Origin of the sequence: Marinobacter sp. SS21 (genome assembly GCF_028369065.1) — a bacterium.
Classification (GTDB): Bacteria; Pseudomonadota; Gammaproteobacteria; order Pseudomonadales; family Oleiphilaceae; genus Marinobacter.
In genome coordinates this window covers 92339-111616 of sequence record NZ_JAQNDA010000006.1, presented here as the reverse complement: position 1 = coordinate 111616, position 19278 = coordinate 92339, and the positions used below count along the sequence as shown (strand labels likewise).

Genomic DNA, 19278 nt, shown 5'->3' with positions numbered 1-19278 from the left:
TGAGGGCGAGGTCGAAGTGAGTAACACTTATACTGATCTGAGTTCAGCACGACTGGTCGAGCTGGCACTGGAAAGAGGCGAAGGCCAACTGGCAGCCAATGGTTCACTGGTGGTCAAGACCGGCAAGCGCACTGGCCGTTCTCCCATGGACCGCTTCATCGTGGAAGAGCCGAGCACCGCCGACGCGATCCACTGGGGGCCCATCAACCGTCCGTTCGACAGCGACAAGTTCGACGCCCTTTGGGACCGCGTGGAAGCCTACATCACCGAGAAGGACCAGTTCCTCTCTCTCGTCCACGTCGGCGCTGACCCGGAACACTACCTGCCGGTGCGCATGACCACCGAGACCGCCTGGCAGAACCTGTTCGGTCGCAACCTGTTCATTCGCCCGGAGAGCTACAATCCGGCCGACAAGCAGGAGTGGCAGATCCTCAACGCCGCCGGTTTCGAATGCGTACCCGAGCGTGACGGAACCAACAGCGACGGCTGCGTGATCATCAACTTCGCCAAGCGCAAGGTGCTGCTGGCGGGCATGCGTTACGCCGGCGAAATGAAGAAGGCCATGTTCTCGGTGCAGAACTTCCTGCTGCCGGAAAAAGACGTGCTGCCGATGCACTGCTCCGCCAACGTTGGCGAGAACGGCGAAACCTGCCTGTTCTTCGGCCTGTCCGGTACTGGCAAGACCACCCTGTCCGCCGATCCCGCCCGCTTCCTGATCGGTGACGACGAGCATGGCTGGGGCCCGGGCACCGTCTTCAACATCGAAGGCGGCTGCTACGCCAAGTGCATCGACCTGAGCCAGAAGAACGAGCCGATCATCTGGGACGCCATCCGCTTTGGCGCCATCGTTGAAAACGTGATGATCGACGAAGACAGCCGCGAGCCGGATTACACCGACGTTTCCCTGACCGAAAACTCCCGCTGCGCCTACCCGCTGGAGCACGTCGAGAAGCGGGTCCTGGAGAACCGTGCCGGTGAGCCGTCCCACATCGTGTTCCTGACCTGCGACATGACCGGCGTACTGCCGCCGGTGTCCATCCTCAGCAAGGAAGCGGCCGCTTACCACTTCCTCAGCGGCTACACCGCGCTGGTGGGCTCCACCGAGATGGGCTCTTCTTCCAAGCTGAAATCCACCTTCTCCACCTGCTTCGGCGCGCCGTTCTTCCCGCGTCCGGCCGGCGTCTACGCCGAGCTGCTGATGAAGCGGATGGACGAGTTCGGCAGCAAGGTATTCCTGGTCAACACCGGTTGGACCGGCGGCGCCTACGGCACCGGCGAGCGCTTCAGCATCCCCACCACCCGGGCGATCATCAGCGCGATCCAAAACGGTGACCTCGACGACGCGCCCACCGAGCGCCTGCCGGCCCTGAACCTGGAAGTACCCACCAGCGTTCCCGGCGTCGACAGCAAGCTGCTCAACCCGCGCAACACCTGGAGCAACGGCGAAGAATACGACGCCAAAGCCCAGGAACTGATTGGCCAGTTCGTCGACAACTTCAAGAAGTTCGACGTCTCCGACGCCATCATCGCGGCCGGACCCAAGCTGGGCTAACCCCCGGCTGGCTCAGAAAGGCGACCTGCGGGTCGCCTTTTTTATGCCGGCTATCCAGCCTCCCCGCGACCGAAACACCGCCGTCGCCTCATCCTCCCGGCCCTTCCGCACAGCCCCTCGTTTAACGTCTACTGTGATCCCATACAGCAACCGGGATATTACGCCCCCAGCCGCCTTCCACGCAGCCTGTCCCACCTGTGCTGGCTAACCGTTTGCCGGGATTAGATTTTCTGTGTAGGTTATTGGAGAAACACAGCGGAGAATTACGTCACATGACGTGTTTAAACACGTTATGTGACGTTGAATCAATGCTAAGTTCCAGAGAGTAGGGATAATGAATTACACAACTGTAGTTGCTCTATCTGGACCATTGCTATCTGGTTTAGGGTATTGGTCGGGCTATGAATGGCTGTTCTGGGTTGGGGTTGGGCTTAGCGCGGTTAATCTGGCTCTAAATTTACTAACCGGAGCAATGAAACTCCCAATATTGCCCCTCATTTCAATTCTAATTGGCTCTGTCGCATTTCCGCCTTGGTATTTTGGAGCCGGGATAGGACTGCTTGTTTGGACGCTAATAGAGGGGCTTGGCGATTTATTTGGCCACGGTAAATTCGAGGATAGAACTAACTTACCACCAATCTACGGAGGGAATGGCTATGATGCGGACGACCCGGTTGTCATTAACTGTGCCAGCATGGGCATGGCGAATATGCTAATCGATCGATTCATATCCGAGCGGCATGGTCGGAAAAATGAAGAATGGTGTCGAGGAGCGGAGTTTTTCGTACAAGGAGAAGTGGCTGAGCCGATCCGCTGTATTTGTGTTGAGGTTTCAGGGCAACCTCATGCTAAGTATTTTTTCGATGTTTCCAGGCCAATGCAGGTGACTAAAGGCATGCTGAGCCTATGAGCGATTCGATAACGATCAAACTTAACCAGCGGCTTCAAACCGGCGCGTGTACCGGGCATTAGGCGGCAAAACCAGCTTTGGAGATATGTGATGGCAACAGCTCGACCATTTCTTATGTTTCAAGGTGGTGCTGCGCAGGCGGCATTAGATCTGTATTTCTCTGCTTTCCCGGAATCAGGCATAGTGCGTGTCGAGAGGTACACCGAAGGTGAGCCCGCCCCGACCGGCAGTATCAAGGTGGCGGTGTTCACGCTTTGCGGGCGTGAGTTTATGTGTTCCGACAGTCCAATTGAGCACGCATTTTCATTTACTCCGTCGAGCTCCACGTTCGTAGAGTTTGATTCGGTAGAGGAGCTTGAGCGCGTATTCAGCATTCTGTCCGAGGGCGGTGACGTATTGATGCCACTCGACAATTACGGTTTTAGCCAACAGTTCGGCTGGCTCAATGATCGGTTTGGCGTGTCGTGGCAACTCAACGTCACCGCCTAACAAGTGACGTTGGTGTCGATTGATATATTTCAGCCAGTTTTTCCCGCCACGGCTCCTGGTTTTTCACCATGGTATTGAGCACCACAATCAGCTTTCTCATACACGCGATGAGGGCCACTTTCGGCAGTTCTCCCAGGGCCTTCAGAGTTCGTGAAAATCCTTAGGAGCCGAAAAGGCGTTAGAAATATCTCAAAAAGTGCGCACTTACGCTAAAACCCAACTAAAGTGTGGTAGTTCCCACTCTGCAGCGACGCGATTGCTGCAGCCCCCCTCAATCAAATGGAATGAAAAGTTATGGAAGCAGAAGAACCTACATATGTAGCCTTCTTTGGCGTGATGGGAGCCACCTCCGCGATGGTCTTCTCTGCCCTAGACGCAGAAGGTGGCACCACAAAAACACTGAGCGAGACACAGATGCCAACGGTCTATGCCGACGCTGGCTACAAAGGTGAGTCGGGAATACTAAACGAGGGCGAGTTCAGCCTCGAGAGCGAGGTCTTGAAAGGAATCAGCTCCGTGAAAATACCGGACGGCTGGAAAGTAACCCTCTACACCGCACCGGGCTTTCAAGGCGAAGCGCTGACGCTCACCTCTGATACGGACTATGTGGGTGATAGCTTCAATGATCGGACTGCTTCGCTCAAAGTTCAGCGAACCTGAATACTCTTTGAAAGGCTTAAGAAGAAGGCCCTGTGAAACGCAGGGCTTTTTCATTTAGTGGAGATGGTGCGATGAAGCTCACACTCCACAGAACCAAAAAGGCGCCCAGCGGCGCCTTTTTGGTTCAGCACAGACTGGCATCCTCAGCCGGCGTAGAACAGCAGGGGCACAAACGCCACCAGTACCAGGGAGATGCCCATGGCAATCAGCGGCATGATGATGCGTTCGTGGCGCTGGTAGAAGGTGCCGCCTTCCTGCTGGGCGGCGAGCACTTCGGCCTCACCGACCACCTGACGGGTCAACAGATGGTTCAGCGCCACCGGCGGACTGAGGTAGCCCAGCTCGAAGGCCACCAGGGTCACCATCCAGAAGTGCACCGGGTGGATGCCGCTGGCGTAGGCAATGGTGGCCACCGTGGCGGACACCAGGATCACCGCGCCAAAGGCGTCCATGATCATGCCCAGCACCACCAGGATCACCACCATCAGCAGCATCGCCGACCAGGCGCTGTCAAACGCCTGTGGGAAGGCCTCCATGATGTGGGAGCGTTCGATGACGCCACCAATGCTCACCGACAGCCCCAGCAACAGCAACAGCGCACCGATTTCCGCGGTGGTGTCGGTGGTGGCGCCGCGCAAGCTGCGCTCCAGGCCCTGATGGTTGATCGCGCCCTGGCTATTATCCTCCTGGTGGCGCCGCCGCTTCAGGCTGACATGCTCGAACAGCAGGATCGCCAGCATGATCACCGGCAACAGCCGCGGTGCCGAGAACTCGTCCACCCGCACATCCAGCGCCCAGCGATAGAACAGCAGCACGGCGATGATCACCAGCACGTAAGGCAGCAGCGGCCGCAGCGCCGCCAGCATCGCCGGCATCGCCTCACCCGCCGGCGCCAGGTCGAACTTGCTCTGGCGGTTGACCGCCAGCGCCACCATCGTAAACATGGCGGCGGTGAGCACGAACACCCAGATGCCCCAGCCGAATAGCTCGTCGGTGGTCACTTCCCGATTGAGGTAGGCGATCACCACCACCAGCAGGCAAGGACGCAACACCACCCCCAATGAGCCGGACATGGCGGTCGCCGCCAGCGCCAGTTGGCGCCGGGCGCCGGCCGCCCGCAGCTCGCTGTAGATGACCGCACCGGCGGCGATCACGAAGATGCCGGAGGCGCCGGTGTAGGCGGTGGGCACCGCCGCCACCAGCACTGCCACCACCGCCAGCAACTCCGGCGGCATGCGCCAGGGCCGGAAGACGTTGAACACCAACGTCGCCAACCGGGTCTGCTTGAGCATCATGCCCACCCAGACGTACAGGGCGACGTTGAGGAACATGTCCGCCAGCTCCATCATCTTACCGAGATAGATGCCGATCCCGGAGGCATGACCGATCAGCGCAAAGTAGGTACCCGAGATCAGGCACATCACGGTGTACAGCGGCACCGCCAGAAACGCCTTGTTGAGCGAGCCCCCTTCCTTTAAGCCCTCCGGCACTCGAATCAGCCGGTACAGGCTGCCCAGGGTCAGGAACGCAAAGCCGGTAATCCACAGGTTGTGGAGAATCATTTCTTCCGGATCGATGGCCGCATCCGCGCCCAGGGTGGTCTGCCGGAAGATGAAACTGGACCCGAACAACATGGCGTTGGCGATGGTCTGCAGGGTCAGCGATACGGTGTGATCGAGCCGGGTTTCCATGGCACGCATGGCAATGTGGTGGCGGGTCAGGGTAGCGGTGGCCGCACACAGCATCACCAACACGATCAGGATGTAGCGCTGGGACTCCAGACCAAGCGCAATCAGGTCGGCGATAAACAGCTCCACCGCTCGATACGCCCGGACCGCGGGCGTTAGCTTGTCTTTGACTTCCTGATAGCTGGCGTGGCTCGCCCGGCAGTCGGCGAGTGCCCGCTCGATGGAACGGCGGACATCCGCCGGGTTCTTCTCCACCTCCCCCAGCAGAGCGGCCATGGCACCGAGATCACTCTCTTTCGCCAACTCCGCCGCGACCGCGGCGTCGACGTCACGATTGGGGTTGCAGGAAGGCTCTACCGGGTCCGCCCGCAGCTTGTAATAGCCGCTCCAGAGCTGTTCGCCGCCGCGCAGCATCTGGTTATGGACGTCACTGGAGGTGGAGAAAATCACCACCGCCAGCAGCAAGATGCAGGCCGGCAATGACGACAGCCACTCCCGGACACTGCGATTAACGGGGAACCAGGGCACGGCGGCGGATCCGGATACGCGTTGGTTCACAGCAGGCCTTCCAGGTCCATGACTTCCGCGTCGGACTGGTCATCCCAGAAGGTGCCCAGCCGTCCGAATGGGGTACGGTGGCCGGTGTTCTCCATCCACATCCGGTCGGAGATCGAGACGATCATCTGGGTCGCAATTTTGTCCACCATGGTCCACTCCTGGTTGGACGGAGTCGCATCGAGGGAGTCGGCGTGGTTGCGGATCACCCCCCGCAGGCGCTCGCTGTCGCCTTTGTTCATTGCCGCCATGGCGTGAAACACATGGCTGAGGCGGACACCGGCTTCTTCGCCCTGACGGTCAGCCATTTCCAGGCGCTGGAAGGCATCCTCGCCCTCAGGCAGCGCGCCGGGAATCATCGCCCAGACGGTTGCGCGCAGGGCCATCGGAGCGCCCCACCATTTCTCGTTGTTCAGGCAGCTGGTCGCCCGCGCCACCACGGAGCCGATGTTCTTGGGTACACCGATGGACGAGGTGGACTGAATCTCGGCCGCCAGCGCCTGCAATCCGGTGAGCAGGCCGGCCATGTAGACAAATTCATCCATGTCCGCATCGAAATCCGGGCATTCGGATTCATCGGGATGGCCATAGAACGCGTTGTGATGCTGCCAGGCCTGGAAGTAACGCTGGGCAGCGAGGGCATGGGCGCGTTTCTGGCGAATCATCGCATCCTGCGCCATCTCCGATTCCAGTGACCGCAAGGCCATCAATCCCTGCAATTCGTGCTCACGGGCCTCTTCCTCGGCGCAGCCACCCGCGGTGAGGTAGAGCATGACCGCCAGCTGGTCCGGATCGGCGGTGACCCGGCCGAATGACAGCAGCAACGGCGAGGTGGCTTCGCTCATCGCGCAGCCCATCGCCAGATCACCGGATTCCAACAGGTAAGGCATGGTATGGGACTTGGCGAAGCCCTGCATAACGTCGCCGGTGGTCTTGTACACCATGTGGTTGACGACCCCGCAGCCGCTCAGGGCTACGCTCACGGCAACCCCCGCCGCCACGCCACGAAAACGCTGGAGCTGCTCACCGGTACGCTGAAAGATCTGCTGGATAGCGGTCATAGAACCTGTCACCTATTTGCTTGTTTTTGTGGGTGGGCCGACCCCAGCACCGCCCTATTGTTACCGTTTGTAATCGGGCGGTGATTATCACCGGAATTCAGCCTATTTTGTGAGACCGGTCCCTCAAAGCCATGGACCGGCCTGAAATCCGGCCCGCCATCAATTGACTTTGCCGGAGAAACTACTAACTCTTTTGTCAGTGGCGCGGCCTGCCGTCAGCCCATCCAACGTACAACAATCAGCCCAGTCAAGGTACAACAACAAGGAGCATTTGATGCGTAAACCAGAGCTTGCTGCAGCAATCGCAGAACAAACCGGCCTGAGCAAGGAGAAAGCCAGCGAGGTCATCACGGCGTTCACCGATCAGGTCTCCGCCGCCACCGCCCGGGGCGACGACGTCACCCTGATCGGCTTTGGCACCTTCAACGTCCGTCAGCGCGAAGCCCGTACCGGGCGCAATCCGCAAACCGGCGCCAGCATGCAGATCCCCGCCAGCAAGACCGTGGGCTTCAAGGCCGGCAAGGCGCTCAAGGACGCCATCAAGTGACCCTTTGGGCCCATCCCCGGGATGGGCCCGCTAACCGCTTGCCTCAGGAAGAACACTCGGCCCGACTGCCGTCGACCCGACAGCGGATGGCCTTCATCAGGCGAATGGCGCGTTCGTCGTAGACGCCATCGTCCAGCAGCGACAACCGTACTTCCCGCAGCATCCGGTCATACTCGGCGACGTCGTCCGCCGGCGGCGTCATCCACACCTCAGCGGGGATCTCCGATTCGGCCTGGGCGATGATGTCGTAGGCCTGATCGATCCGCTTGATGGACTCGTCCCGCACCATCTGGCCGGCATCATCCGGGAAACGGTCGCGGTGAATGATGACCTGGAAGTTCATGTAGGCCAACGCGAACTTGAACACGCCGCCGTCGGGACTGACGCCCTTGTACAGTTCCAGCGGGGTGTAAGCCACCGCAGGCGCATAGGCCAGATCGACACTGCCGTTGTTGAACTTGCCAGCGAAATTGGCGGAATTTGAGCCCACCACCGAGGCCCCGACGTGACGCACCATCCGCAGTGAGGCATCGTCAAAGTCCAGGGTGGCGATCTTTTTACCCTGAAGCTCCTCCACGGTGTCGATGGAACGGTCACGGGTATGCAGGTAGACCGCACCGCCCGGGAACACGCCAGCCACCTCATAGTTGCCGTCGACCAGGAACTGGCGGGCATTGGGCTGGGCAAGGGTGTTGTAGAGCAGGCGCATTTCCTCTTCGCCGGGGACCGCGCCCATGGCCTCGAGACTGCCGGTAAAGCGGTTGAACTCCCGGGCCCGGGTTCCGGTCAACAGGACCGCGTCGCATTGACCGGCCTTGAAGTCCTCGGCGGCGACTTTTTCATCGGTATAGGCGCGCAGGTCCAGCTTGATGCCCTTACTCAGGGCCACCGGCTGAAAGGTCTTGGTAATGGCGAACAGGGGGCCGTTGGCACCCACGGGATCGAACACACAGAAGCTGCGTTCCAGCGGTTGTTGTTCGGACTGTGCCTGGACAGGCAGTGCGAGACTGGCCAGCAGCGCAGTCGCTGCCGCCGCCCGACGGAGGGCATTCGGTGATTTCACGGGATAACTCCTGGTGTTATTGTTGTTGGACGCCGGCAGACGCTACCTGAAACCGGTGTCCGACATCCTTTGACTCGAGCCTAGAACGGCGTCGGTTAGAATACGTTGGCACAGGTGCCTGGTTTCAAGGGCGTTAAGGCAAAAAAATGAGAATCTGTGACAAACTCGACAGGCGTCTCGCAACGCCTGCCACATTGTGCTGCCAATAACCGTGGCGCCGATCAGGCGGTAAGCGGGACCTGTCAGCCTTCGTGATTCCAGACCTCACGGCCCTGGCACCAGACCTGGCGCACCAGTCCTGGCAGGTCGCGGTCACGAATCGGCGCATGCTTACCCGCCGACAGCAGGGTCTGATCGTTGGCCTGCCAGCTGGCCGCCGGATCAAAGACACACAGGTCTGCGGCCTGCCCCTCATCCAGGGTGGCGGTGCGGTCAAGCACCGTCGCCGGACCAGCAGTCAACGCCCGCACCACTTGCTGTTCGCTCAGCTCGCCGGCGCGCACCAGGATCATACCCATGGCCAGCACGCTTTCCACCGTCGACAGTCCCGGCTCGGTAGCCCCCACCGGCGCTTGCTTGGCCGCCGAATCGTGAGGCTGGTGCTGGCTGACGATGGCACTGATGACACCGTCGCGAACGCCAGCCAGCAGCGCCTGGCGATCGGCCTCCGCGCGCAACGGCGGCCGGACGTGAAAACGGCTGTCGAAACCGGCCAGAGCCTCTTCGGTGAACAGCAACTGGTGCATGGCGACGTCCGCCGTCACCGCCACACCGCGGCGCCGGGCATCGGCCACCATGCTGACGCTGCGAGCGCAGGACAGCTGATTCAGGTGCAGACGAACCCCGGTTTCCTCCGCCAGCAGCAACAGCTCCATCACCGCGGTGGTCTCAGCCACCTCGGGGATGCCCAACAGGCCGAGCCGGGCCGCCACCAAACCATCGTGGGCGTAGCCATCGGCGGTTAACGCCTCGTTCACCGGCGCCAGCATCAGGGTGATGTCGTGGGTACGGGCATAGGCCATGCAACGGCGCAGGATGCGGGCATTGCGTACCGGCGCCATGCCATTGCCCAATGCCACGCAGCCAGCGGCGGACAGCGCCGCCATATCGCTCAGCAGTTCGCCTTCCAGACCGCGGGTCACCGCCCCTACCGGCAACACCCGGATGGGCGACTGGGCCTGGGCCACCTCCCGGATCATCCGGGTAACGGCGCTGGAATCGTTCACCGGGGACGTCTGTGGTGACGAGCACACCGATGTGAAACCGCCCCGGGCGGCGGCGCGGCTCTCGGACGCGATGTTGCCTTTCTGGCCATTGCCGGGCTCACGCAGGTTGCAATTCAGGTCGACAAATCCGGGCGCCACCACACAGCCGCTGACATCAATGACCCGCTCCGCCTCGCCCTGCTCCGCCGCCTGTCCCAGCGCGACGATTTGACCGTCGCGGATCAGCAGCGCCTCAGCCTGCCGGCCCTCACGACCCCCATCCACCAGTCGACCGCCGACCAGCCGGATACTACCCTGTTGTTGCGTCATCACGCCGCGTCTCCCCCCTGCTGGCCGCGGCCGCGCTCGGCCACCTGTCCGCTCATGGCCATGGACATGACCGCCATCCGCACCGCGATGCCGTTGGTCACCTGATTCAGGATCACCGATTGCGGGCCGTCGGCCACCGCCGATTCGATTTCCACGCCCCGATTGATGGGGCCCGGGTGCATGACGATGCAATCCGGTTTGGCCAACGCCAGCTTGTCCTGGCTGAGGCCGTAGAGACGGTAGAACTCCCGCTCGCTGGGCAGCAGGGCGCCTTCCATGCGCTCCTTCTGCAGGCGCAGCATGATCACCACATCCAGATCCCGCATGCCCCTGGCCATGTCGTATTCCACCCGACAGCCCAGGCTCTCGACATCGGCCGGCAGCAGCGTACCCGGCGCGATCACCCGTACCTCGGCCGCGCCGAGGGCGTTGAGGGCACGGATCTGCGAGCGCGCCACCCGGGAATGGAGAATGTCGCCGACGATCGCCACCTTCAGGCCGTCAAAGCGGCCCTTGTGCTGACGGATGGTCAGCATGTCCAGCATGGCCTGGGTGGGATGGGCGTGGCGGCCGTCACCGGCATTGATGATGGCGACGCCGGGGGTTACCGACTCGGCGATAAAGTGGGGCGCGCCGCTTTGGGAATGCCGCACCACAAACATATCGCTGGCCATGGCCTCCAGGTTGAGCAGGGTGTCGGACAGCGACTCGCCCTTGGAGGTGGCGGAGGTGCTGATGTCCAGATTGAGCACATCGGCGGACAACCGCTTGGCCGCCAGCTCAAAGGTGCTGCGGGTGCGGGTACTGGACTCGAAGAACAGGTTGACCACGGTCTTGCCCCGCAGCAGCGGCACCTTTTTGATGGTCCGTTCGCCCACTTCGATGAAGGAGTCCGCGGTGTCGAGAATATCGGTCAGCAGCGTCTTGCTGAGCCCATCGAGGGTAAGGAAGTGTTTCAGCTGCCCGTCACCGGTCAGCTGCAAGGACTGGGAGGAGGGGTTGTGTGCCGTCATAGTTCGCCTGTGTCAGTATCGTAATGCCGCGCTCAGGATTGCGTCTCCCGCATTTCCACTCGCAGCGGATCCGGCCCTTGCAGCTTGACGCGTTGGGTCGCCGTCAGCGACAGCGACTGCGCCACCACATCGGGTTGGATCGGCAGCTCGCGGCTGCCCAGGTCAATCAGGGTGGCGAGGATAATACTCGCTGGGCGACCATAATCGAAGATTTCATTCATGGCCGCGCGTATGGTGCGGCCGCTCATGATGACGTCGTCCACCAGAATGATGTGGCGGCCTTCGGTTTCGAACGGCAGATGGGAGGGCTTGACCTTGGGATTGAGACCGATGCGACTGAAGTCGTCGCGGTAAAAGGAGATATCCAGCTCCCCCAACGGCTCGGCCAGGCCAAGCCGTTTATGCAGCAAATCGGCGATCCAGACCCCGCCGGTGCGGATACCGATCAACACCGGGGCCTCAATCTCGCGCTCGCGCAGCTGGCTGCGCAGCCCCTGCTCCAGTTCGTCCAGCAACACGTCCATATTCAGCAGTGCAGTCATTGCGTCCTCGCTTCAGCGTTCCTCTGTCTTGGTTTGCCCGTGACGCCGCCGGCGGCCCTCAGCGATCGGCGGAACGGGCCCGGTCCTGCTCCTGATGGAACCAGGTCTCCAGGATCAGTACCGCGGCCAGGTCATCGATGCCGTCGCGGCCAAAATCCCGCGCACCCTGGTCGGCCAACACCTCGCCCTTGGCCTCGAAGCTGGTGAGGCGTTCGTCCACCATGGTCACCGGCAGATGAAAGCGGCCGTGCAGGCGGTTGCCAAACTTGCGCGCCCGGGCGCACATCTCATTCTCGGTGCCGTCCATGTTCAGCGGCAGCCCCACCACCACCTGGTCGGGCCGCCACTCCTCCAGCAGGCGACCGATCTGCTGCCAATCGGGAATACCATCACGGGCAGACAGCATGGTGACCGGGCGGGCGGTGCCCAGCAGCTCCTGACCGAAAGCCACGCCAATCCGGCGGGTTCCGAAATCGAAGGCCAGTACTTGCCGATGGGAACGCTCAGGCATGGCCCACCGACTCACTGAGCTGATTGAGGTCGATGCCCATGCCCGCCAGCACGGCCGCGTACAACTCCTGCCACTGGGTGTGGAACAGCAGCTCCGCGCTGGCCGGGCAAGTCAGCCAGGAATTACTGGCCAGCTCTTCCTCCAGCTGACCTTCGCCCCAGCCGGAATAGCCCAACGCCACCAGGAAATCCTCCGGGCCGGTGCCATCGCCAATCGCCTTGAGGACGTCGCGGGACGTGGTGAGGGTGACATCGCCGCTGACCGGGGTGGTGCTTTGCCAGGTGGTGCCCGGGTTGTGCAGCACAAAGCCCCGCTCGGGCTGCACCGGCCCGCCCAGGAACACCGGCAGCTGAAGCTCGGTGCCGTCCAGGTCCAGCTGCTCCAGAATCTCGCCGAGCTGGATGTCCAGCGGCTGATTCAGCACCAGGCCCAGGGCACCTTCTTCGGAATGGTCGCACAGGTAGATCACCGAGCCGTGAAATCGGGGATCTTCCAGGTACGGGGAAGCAATCAGGAAATGATTACGCAGGCTGTTCTGGCTCATAGTCGCCACCATCATCCGGAACTCAGACCGCGGGGCTGGAAGGACCAGGTACGAATAATCTCGATCTCATCGTTCTGCTCCCGCATTTTCTCGGTAAAGGGCGCAAACGGCGCGGCCAAGCGCACGATGCGGATGGCCGCATCGTCCAGAACCGTGCTGCCGGACGACTCCAGGATGGCCACTTCCTTAATTGTGCCATCCTTGCGCAGAGATACCAGCATTCTCAGCGTTCCATGTATCGCGCTGCGCCGGGCCTCGGCCGGGTAGTTGATGTTGCCCACCCGGGTGACCTTACTGATCCAGTTTTGGACGTACCAGGCATTATCCGAGCGCAGGGTGGTGGCGGCCGTCACCCGCAACACCCGGGGCTTGCGCGCATAGGCCTGACGCTGGGCATCCAGCCGCGCTTCCAGGCTGGCAATTTCCAGGCTGCGCTCCATCAGGCTCCTGCGCTGGCGCACCGGCACCTGGGCGTCGACCTCCCGAGCCTGCTCCGGCTGCGCCAGCCGACGCGCATCGCGGGCCTGGGTCTGCACCACCGCGCGCTCGGAGCGCGCTGCCGGCTGGGTCTGCGCCGGCGGCACTGGCTGTACCGGCTGCTCGGCGCTGGCCGCCAGGTCGGCCGGATGAGGGCTGGTCAGTTCACGGGCCTCAGCTTCGCTACCGCTGCCCTGCTGACTGGTCTGGGCCAGAAAATCCGCCTGTTCGGGATCGACCTGGTCGTCGAACTGGGACAGGGTAATTTCCATGGTCTGCGCCGAAGAGCTGGGCGGCTCCGGCGCGAAGGTAATCCCCAGCACCAACACCGCATGCACGGCCAGCGCCATGAACAGGGTAAAGGAAAAACGGTCGAAATCACTGACCTGAACTGCCATGGCCGTTAGCTATCCCGATGTCGCAAAGTGCATTTCCGCCTTGATCCGGTCAGCGCAGCCGGCGCTCGATGGCGTCCAGCAACTGGCCGGCGATGTCGATACCAAACGCCGCGTCCAGTTCCCGAATGCAGGTGGGACTGGTGACATTGATCTCGGTCAGATAGTCGCCAATGACGTCGATACCGACGAAGATCAGTCCCTTGTCCTTGATCACCGGTGCCACCCGCGCGCAAATTTCGCGATCCCGGGCGGTCAGCTCACGGCCCTCGCCGCGCCCGCCAGCCGCCAGGTTACCGCGGTTCTCGCCTTGCGACGGGATGCGTGCCAAGGCGTAAGGCACCGGCTCGCCATCGATCAGCAGAATACGCTTGTCGCCGTCGCGGATCTCGGGGATGAACTTCTGCGCCATGGCCTGGTGGGCGCCATGCTGGGTCAGGGTTTCGATGATCACCCCGAGATTGGCGTCCCCTTCCCGTACCCGGAAGATGGAGCGCCCGCCCATGCCGTCTACCGGCTTCATGATGACGTCGCGGTGCTCGGCATAAAACTCCCGCAGGCGACTGGCGGAACGGGTCACGATCAACGGCGGTGTCAGGTCCTCGAACTGGGCGGCGAACAGCTTCTCGTTGCAGTCCCGCAGCGCGGCGGGCGGGTTGACCACCAGCGCACCCTGTTGCTGGGCCGCGTCCAGGATGTAAGTGGCCATCAGGAACTCCCGATCCACCGGCGGATCCTGACGCATCAAAATTACGTCCAGCTCGCCCAGTGCCCGCTCCTGGCTGGCGCCGAAGCTGAACCAGCTGTCGGGGTTCATATGCACGGTGAGGTCACGGGTGCGGGCCCTGGCCTGGCCACCGGCCAGGTACAGGTCCGGCAGCTCCATGTACTCGATTTGCCAGCCTCGCTGCTGGGCCGCCCAAAGCATCGCCAGCGAACTGTCTTTCTTGAAGTGGATGGCCTCAATGGGGTCCATCACGATCCCGAGTCGGACTGTCATAGCGCCTCGTCAATTGGATTATCAAAAACACGAACCGGTCAGCAGAGCGCAGATCAGGTTAAGTGCTATGCTGGGAACAACAGATGGTAGTTTACCCGCATTTCGATTGCACTGGGTGAATGACCTTATCGGGAACGCGAACCACAAGGCATGGGTACATTTAGTCACAAACTTGTGCTTTCTCTCCAGCCATCGATACTCTATAAATGAGCGTGGTTTATAGAACATCGTTAAATTGTGTGTTAAAACCCAGACCCAAAATAATGACATTTTCGAGCGCAAGGCAGTTGCACAATGGATGACAACTTCGAAAATCTGAAGATCATGGTGATCGACGACAGCAAGACCATTCGTCGCACCGCCGAGACCCTTCTCAAGAAGGTCGGCTGCGAGGTCATTACCGCAACTGACGGATTTGACGCTCTTGCCAAGATCGCCGACTCCCAGCCCGACATCATCTTCGTTGACATCATGATGCCGCGTCTGGACGGCTACCAGACCTGCGCACTGATCAAGAATAACTCCGCATTCAAGAAAACACCGGTCATTATGCTCTCCAGCAAGGACGGACTGTTTGACAAGGCCAAAGGCCGCATTGTCGGGTCGGACCAATACCTGACCAAACCGTTCAGCAAAGACGAGCTGCTTAACACCATTCGCCAGTTTGTTCCCCAAGCGGAACAATAACGCCGACTGACGCCTAGAACTATTGAGGAAAACATGGCCCGCATTCTGATCGTTGACGATTCGCCAACCGAGGTTAAGAAGATTTCCAGCATCCTTGAGAAACACCAGCATGAGGTGCTGACTGCCGACAATGGCGCCGACGGCGTTGCCAAGGCCCGCTCGGACACCCCGGATCTGGTGCTGATGGACGTGGTCATGCCCGGACTCAACGGCTTCCAGGCCACCCGACAGCTGACCCGGGCACCGGAAACCGCCGCCATTCCCGTCGTTATCGTCACCACCAAGGATCAGGAAACCGACCGGGTATGGGGCACCCGCCAGGGCGCCAAGGGTTACCTGGTCAAGCCTGTGAACGAAGACGACCTGATCAAGACGATCAACAGTCTCATCGCCTGACCCCTCACCGTGGAGTAAGCATGTCCGCCCAGGCCGCCCCCTTTGCCGTTCTGACGGATATCGCCCAGCGCAGCCGAGCCATGGCGGCTGGCCTGCCGGAACAGCAGGAAGCCATCGAGCTGTGGAATGGCATCGGGTTTGTGCTGGCCGGACAGAACTACGTCGCCCCAATGGGTGAAGTTGTCGAAATCCTCCACCTCCCCCGCTACACCCATGTGCCAGGGGTTCGCTCGTTTATGCTGGGGGCCGCCAACGTGCGTGGCCGCCTGCTGCCGCTGATTGACCTGGCGCATTTTTTCGATCTGCCTCGCAGCTCCCGCAGCGCACGGGAACGGCGGGTGCTGGTGATCGAACAGGACGACATTTTCAGCGGCCTCGTGGTCGACGGTGTCGCCGGGATGCAGTACTTCGCGGCGGACAGTTTCGTACCCGAGCCCCAGGGCGTACCGGACATCGTCCGGCCCTTCGTCCAGGGAGCCTACGAACGCAACGAAGAAAACTGGAAAGTGTTCTCGACCGAGCAGCTGGTCACCGATGAACGTTTTCTGGATGTTGCCCAATGGTGATGACAATGGCAGGTGCATCGCCCTCCTCTCTTGCAATCCTCTGAACCTAACTTGCCGCGATAAAAGGCCGGGAGCCAGAAAATGAAAAAAAGAGCCGGAAGTATCAGCATAGGTCAGGGCGGCAACAAGCTCGTCGCCGGCCTGATCGCCGCGCTGATCGCATTTACCGTCCTGCTCGTTGTGGTCCTGTTCATCATCAACAGGGACAGCCAGAACGACCAGGAGTACATCGCCCACACCTCTGAGCTCAGGGTGCTCTCGCAGGAGATCGCAAAGAACGCCACTGAGGCGGCCGGAGGCACCGAGGAAGCCTTCGATCAGTTGCGACGCTCCCGTGACGAATTCGCCAAACTCTGGGACTACCTGATTGCAGGCAACCCGGAAACCGGCCTGCCGCCCAGCGAACTGGCCACCAACAGCGGTGTCCAGGCCCACTGGGTGGCGGTGCGCAGCAACGCCGACAGCATCCTGTCCACCCAGGACGCGGTCCTCGGCCTGCACGAAGTGGCGCAGACCCTGAACGAGACCATCCCCCAGCTGCAGGTGGAATACGACGACATCGTCCAGATCCTGCTGGATAACAATGCGCCGGCGGAACAGATTTCCCTGGCCCAGCGCCAGTCGCTGCTGGCAGAGCGTATCGTGCGCTCGGTCAACAACGTACTGTCCGGTGATGAAGACGCGGTGATCGCGGCGGACCGCTTCGGTCGTGACGCCAGCCTGTTTGGCCGGGTCCTGCAGGGCCAGATGGAAGGCAACCCGGGCATGGGCATCTCCCGGGTTAACGATGAGGACGCCATTTACGGCCTGGAAGCGGTGTCCGAGCTGTTCGAATTCGTGTCCCAGAACGTCGACGCCATCCTTGAAGCCTCTCCCGACCTCTTCAAGGTGCGTACCGCGGCCAGCGACATCTTCCAGAACTCCCAGACCCTGCTCGACGACATTTCCCTGCTCTCCAGCCAGTTCCGCGGTCAGGCCGGCTCCCGCCTGGTGGGCCCCACGCTGGCCTTCATCATCCTGGCGGCGATGGTCGGCATCGTGATCCTGATCGGTATCACCATTTACCGTGAGGCACAGGGTCGCCTGAGCACCACCCAGGAGCAGAACGAGCAAAACCAGAACGCGATCCTGCGACTGCTGGACGAACTCGCCGACCTGGCGGACGGTGACCTGACCACCGAGGCCACGGTTACCGAGGACTTCACCGGCGCCATCGCCGACTCCATCAACTACGCGATCGACCAGATGCGCGGTCTGGTACAGGCGATCCGGGGTACCGCAGTACGGGTTTCCTCGGCGGCCCAGGAAACCCAGGCCACGGCCATGCACCTGGCCGATGCCTCCGAGCACCAGGCCCAGGAAATCGCCGGCGCCTCCGCCGCGGTGAACGAGATGGCGGTGTCCATCGACCAGGTATCCTCCAACGCCGCCGAATCCTCCGCGGTAGCGGAACGGTCAGTAGCAATCGCGAAGAAAGGCGCGGAAGTGGTACAGAACACCATCCGCGGCATGGACAACATTCGTGAGCAGATCCAGGAAACCTCCAAACGGATCAAGCGACTGGGTGAGTCCTCCCAGGAAATCGGTGACATCGTATCGTTGATTAACGACATTGCCGACCAGACCAACATCCTGTCCCTGAACGCCGCCATCCAGGCGAGTATGGCCGGTGACGCCGGTCGAGGCTTCGCGGTGGTTGCGGACGAGGTTCAGCGCCTGGCGGAACGCTCCTCCGCTGCAACCAAGCAGATTGAGGCCCTGGTTAAGACCATCCAGTCCGACACCAACGAGGCGGTTATCTCCATGGAACACACCACCGCCGAGGTGGTCCGTGGTGCCCGTCTGGCCCAGGATGCCGGTATCGCCCTTGAGGAGATCGAGAACGTATCGATGAACCTCGCGGAGCTGATCCAGAACATCTCCAATGCCGCCCGACAGCAGTCGTCATCGGCATCCCACATTTCCAACACGATGAACGTCATCCAGGAAATCACCTCACAGACCTCATCCGGCACCAACGCCACGGCCAAATCCATCGGCAACCTGGCCGAGATGGCGTCCGAACTGCGGTCCTCGGTGGCAGGTTTCACCCTACCGGAAGAGGAGCTCTTGCACAGCGAGGTGGAGGAAGACAGCGACGTCCCGGTGGTGACCTGATCGTCGGGCGGAGGCAGGTGACGGTTTATGGCCGCAACACGCAACGACCAGGCAACCGCCTCCGGCAGCTGGTCCCTGCGCCAACTCCCCGATATGGACGAGGCGCAGTTTAACCAGTGGCAAACGCTGCTCGAACACCGGACCGGGATCACCCTGGTCGCCGAGCGCAAATCGTTTCTCGAAACCAACCTCGGGATCCGCATGCGCGAAATCGGCTGCGGCAGCTATCAGGCTTACTATGAAAAGGTCGTGTCCAGCCCGGACGCCATTGTTGAGTGGTCCACCCTGGTGGATCGGCTCACGGTTCAGGAAACCCGGTTTTTCCGCGACCCGGACGCTTGCCGTCTGGTGTCCGATTACGTCCTGACCCGTCCGCGGGAAGTGTTGCGACGGCGTCCACTGGAAGCCTGGAGCGTGGGTTGCTCCAGCGGCGAGGAACCGTACACCCTGGCCATGCTGTTAAACGAGAGCATGGAGCAACTGAGACTGCCGCCGCTGTTTGGCGTCACCGGATCAGACATCAGCAAACCGGCCATCGAACGGGCGCAACGGGGCCTGTTCAATGCGCGCAAGCTACTGGGTATGGACGACGCGCTGAAGTCGCGGTATTTCCGCCCAGCCGAGCAGAATTCCGTGAAAATTATTGCAGGCATTCGCGAGCGGGTGTGTTTCACCAGGCTGAACGTACTGGACCTCAAGCACGCTCCGATGCATGGCATGAACATCATTTTCTGCCAGAACCTGCTGATTTATTTCCGTCGCTGGCGGCGACGCGAAATTGTGAAGCATCTTGCAGAGCGACTGGCACCCGGGGGACTCCTGGTCCTTGGCCAAGGTGAGCTGACCGATTGGCAGCCACCGGAGCTACAACGAGTCCCCTCGGAGAAGGTACTGGCGTGGATACGACGCCAGTCTGACGAAGAATAACCG

Annotated in this window: 20 protein-coding genes; 10 read left to right on the top strand and 10 right to left on the bottom strand. The window is 61.3% G+C overall.

Annotated features, from left to right (window positions below; genetic code table 11):
- The first annotated feature begins 16 nt into the window (after positions 1-16).
- The 4 genes from N6L25_RS09885 to N6L25_RS09870 all read left to right on the top strand — a co-directional run bounded on the left by N6L25_RS09885 (position 17) and on the right by N6L25_RS09870 (position 3611).
- Positions 17-1552: a phosphoenolpyruvate carboxykinase gene (locus N6L25_RS09885; protein WP_271979719.1), complete on the top strand. Its 1536-nt coding sequence runs from the start codon at positions 17-19 to the stop codon at positions 1550-1552.
- Positions 1553-1886: 334 nt separating this feature from the next.
- A complete protein-coding gene (locus N6L25_RS09880) occupies positions 1887-2462 on the top strand; it encodes a hypothetical protein (protein WP_271979717.1) in 576 nt (191 codons plus the stop codon).
- 90 nt (positions 2463-2552) lie between these two features.
- Positions 2553-2951, top strand: coding sequence for a VOC family protein (locus tag N6L25_RS09875; RefSeq protein WP_271979715.1), 399 nt, complete (start codon positions 2553-2555; stop codon positions 2949-2951).
- Positions 2952-3245: 294 nt separating this feature from the next.
- Positions 3246-3611, top strand: a complete 366-nt coding sequence (locus tag N6L25_RS09870; protein WP_271979713.1) for a hypothetical protein — start codon at positions 3246-3248, stop codon at positions 3609-3611.
- Positions 3612-3754: 143 nt separating this feature from the next.
- Here N6L25_RS09870 and N6L25_RS09865 read toward each other — a convergent pair whose 3' ends face one another.
- A complete protein-coding gene (locus tag N6L25_RS09865) occupies positions 3755-5857 on the bottom strand; it encodes a TRAP transporter large permease subunit (protein ID WP_271979711.1) in 2103 nt (700 codons plus the stop codon).
- Positions 5854-6915 (bottom strand): hypothetical protein, encoded by a 1062-nt coding sequence (locus N6L25_RS09860; protein ID WP_334312393.1) that lies wholly within the window; start codon positions 6913-6915, stop codon positions 5854-5856. The genes N6L25_RS09865 and N6L25_RS09860 overlap by 4 nt, the downstream gene beginning before the upstream one ends.
- Before the next feature lie 274 nt (positions 6916-7189).
- Between N6L25_RS09860 and N6L25_RS09855 the strand changes: the two genes are divergently transcribed.
- Positions 7190-7462, top strand: a complete 273-nt coding sequence (locus tag N6L25_RS09855; RefSeq protein WP_271979709.1) for an HU family DNA-binding protein — start codon at positions 7190-7192, stop codon at positions 7460-7462.
- A 43-nt stretch (positions 7463-7505) separates the two neighbouring features.
- Here N6L25_RS09855 and N6L25_RS09850 read toward each other — a convergent pair whose 3' ends face one another.
- The 8 genes from N6L25_RS09850 to gshB all read right to left on the bottom strand — a co-directional run bounded on the left by N6L25_RS09850 (position 7506) and on the right by gshB (position 14542).
- Positions 7506-8525 carry a putative solute-binding protein gene (locus N6L25_RS09850; protein ID WP_442915229.1) on the bottom strand — a complete coding sequence of 340 codons (1020 nt, stop codon included), beginning with the start codon at positions 8523-8525 and terminating at the stop codon, positions 7506-7508.
- Positions 8526-8767: 242 nt separating this feature from the next.
- Complete coding sequence (locus tag N6L25_RS09845; RefSeq protein ID WP_271979707.1) at positions 8768-10060, bottom strand: dihydroorotase; 1293 nt, start codon at positions 10058-10060, stop codon at positions 8768-8770.
- Positions 10060-11073, bottom strand: a complete 1014-nt coding sequence (locus tag N6L25_RS09840) for an aspartate carbamoyltransferase catalytic subunit (RefSeq protein ID WP_271979705.1) — start codon at positions 11071-11073, stop codon at positions 10060-10062. Before N6L25_RS09840 ends, N6L25_RS09845 begins: the two co-directional genes overlap by 1 nt.
- A gap of 32 nt (positions 11074-11105) precedes the next feature.
- Positions 11106-11615 (bottom strand): bifunctional pyr operon transcriptional regulator/uracil phosphoribosyltransferase PyrR, encoded by a 510-nt coding sequence (gene pyrR / locus N6L25_RS09835; protein ID WP_271979703.1) that lies wholly within the window; start codon positions 11613-11615, stop codon positions 11106-11108.
- Between the two features lie 58 nt (positions 11616-11673).
- Positions 11674-12126, bottom strand: coding sequence for a Holliday junction resolvase RuvX (gene ruvX, locus N6L25_RS09830; RefSeq protein WP_271979701.1), 453 nt, complete (start codon positions 12124-12126; stop codon positions 11674-11676).
- On the bottom strand, positions 12119-12670 hold the full coding sequence (locus N6L25_RS09825; RefSeq protein WP_271979699.1) for a YqgE/AlgH family protein: 552 nt from the start codon (positions 12668-12670) through the stop codon (positions 12119-12121). The genes ruvX and N6L25_RS09825 overlap by 8 nt, the downstream gene beginning before the upstream one ends.
- A gap of 11 nt (positions 12671-12681) precedes the next feature.
- Positions 12682-13545, bottom strand: coding sequence for an energy transducer TonB (locus N6L25_RS09820; RefSeq protein WP_271979696.1), 864 nt, complete (start codon positions 13543-13545; stop codon positions 12682-12684).
- 49 nt (positions 13546-13594) lie between these two features.
- Positions 13595-14542, bottom strand: a complete 948-nt coding sequence (gshB, locus tag N6L25_RS09815; RefSeq protein WP_271979694.1) for a glutathione synthase — start codon at positions 14540-14542, stop codon at positions 13595-13597.
- A gap of 294 nt (positions 14543-14836) precedes the next feature.
- On the opposite strand from gshB, the gene pilG reads away from it, so the two are divergent.
- The 5 genes from pilG (at position 14837) to N6L25_RS09790 (ending at position 19275) form a co-directional block, all read left to right on the top strand.
- On the top strand, positions 14837-15229 hold the full coding sequence (pilG, locus tag N6L25_RS09810; RefSeq protein WP_271979691.1) for a twitching motility response regulator PilG: 393 nt from the start codon (positions 14837-14839) through the stop codon (positions 15227-15229).
- A gap of 33 nt (positions 15230-15262) precedes the next feature.
- The gene (gene pilH / locus N6L25_RS09805) at positions 15263-15625 is read left to right on the top strand and encodes a twitching motility response regulator PilH (protein ID WP_271979689.1); all 363 of its coding nucleotides are present in this window, start codon (positions 15263-15265) and stop codon (positions 15623-15625) included.
- Positions 15626-15645: 20 nt separating this feature from the next.
- A complete protein-coding gene (locus tag N6L25_RS09800; RefSeq protein WP_271979687.1) occupies positions 15646-16191 on the top strand; it encodes a chemotaxis protein CheW in 546 nt (181 codons plus the stop codon).
- Between the two features lie 81 nt (positions 16192-16272).
- Positions 16273-18348 (top strand): methyl-accepting chemotaxis protein, encoded by a 2076-nt coding sequence (locus N6L25_RS09795; RefSeq protein ID WP_271979685.1) that lies wholly within the window; start codon positions 16273-16275, stop codon positions 18346-18348.
- 27 nt (positions 18349-18375) lie between these two features.
- Complete coding sequence (locus N6L25_RS09790; protein WP_271979683.1) at positions 18376-19275, top strand: CheR family methyltransferase; 900 nt, start codon at positions 18376-18378, stop codon at positions 19273-19275.
- Positions 19276-19278 lie beyond the last annotated feature (3 nt).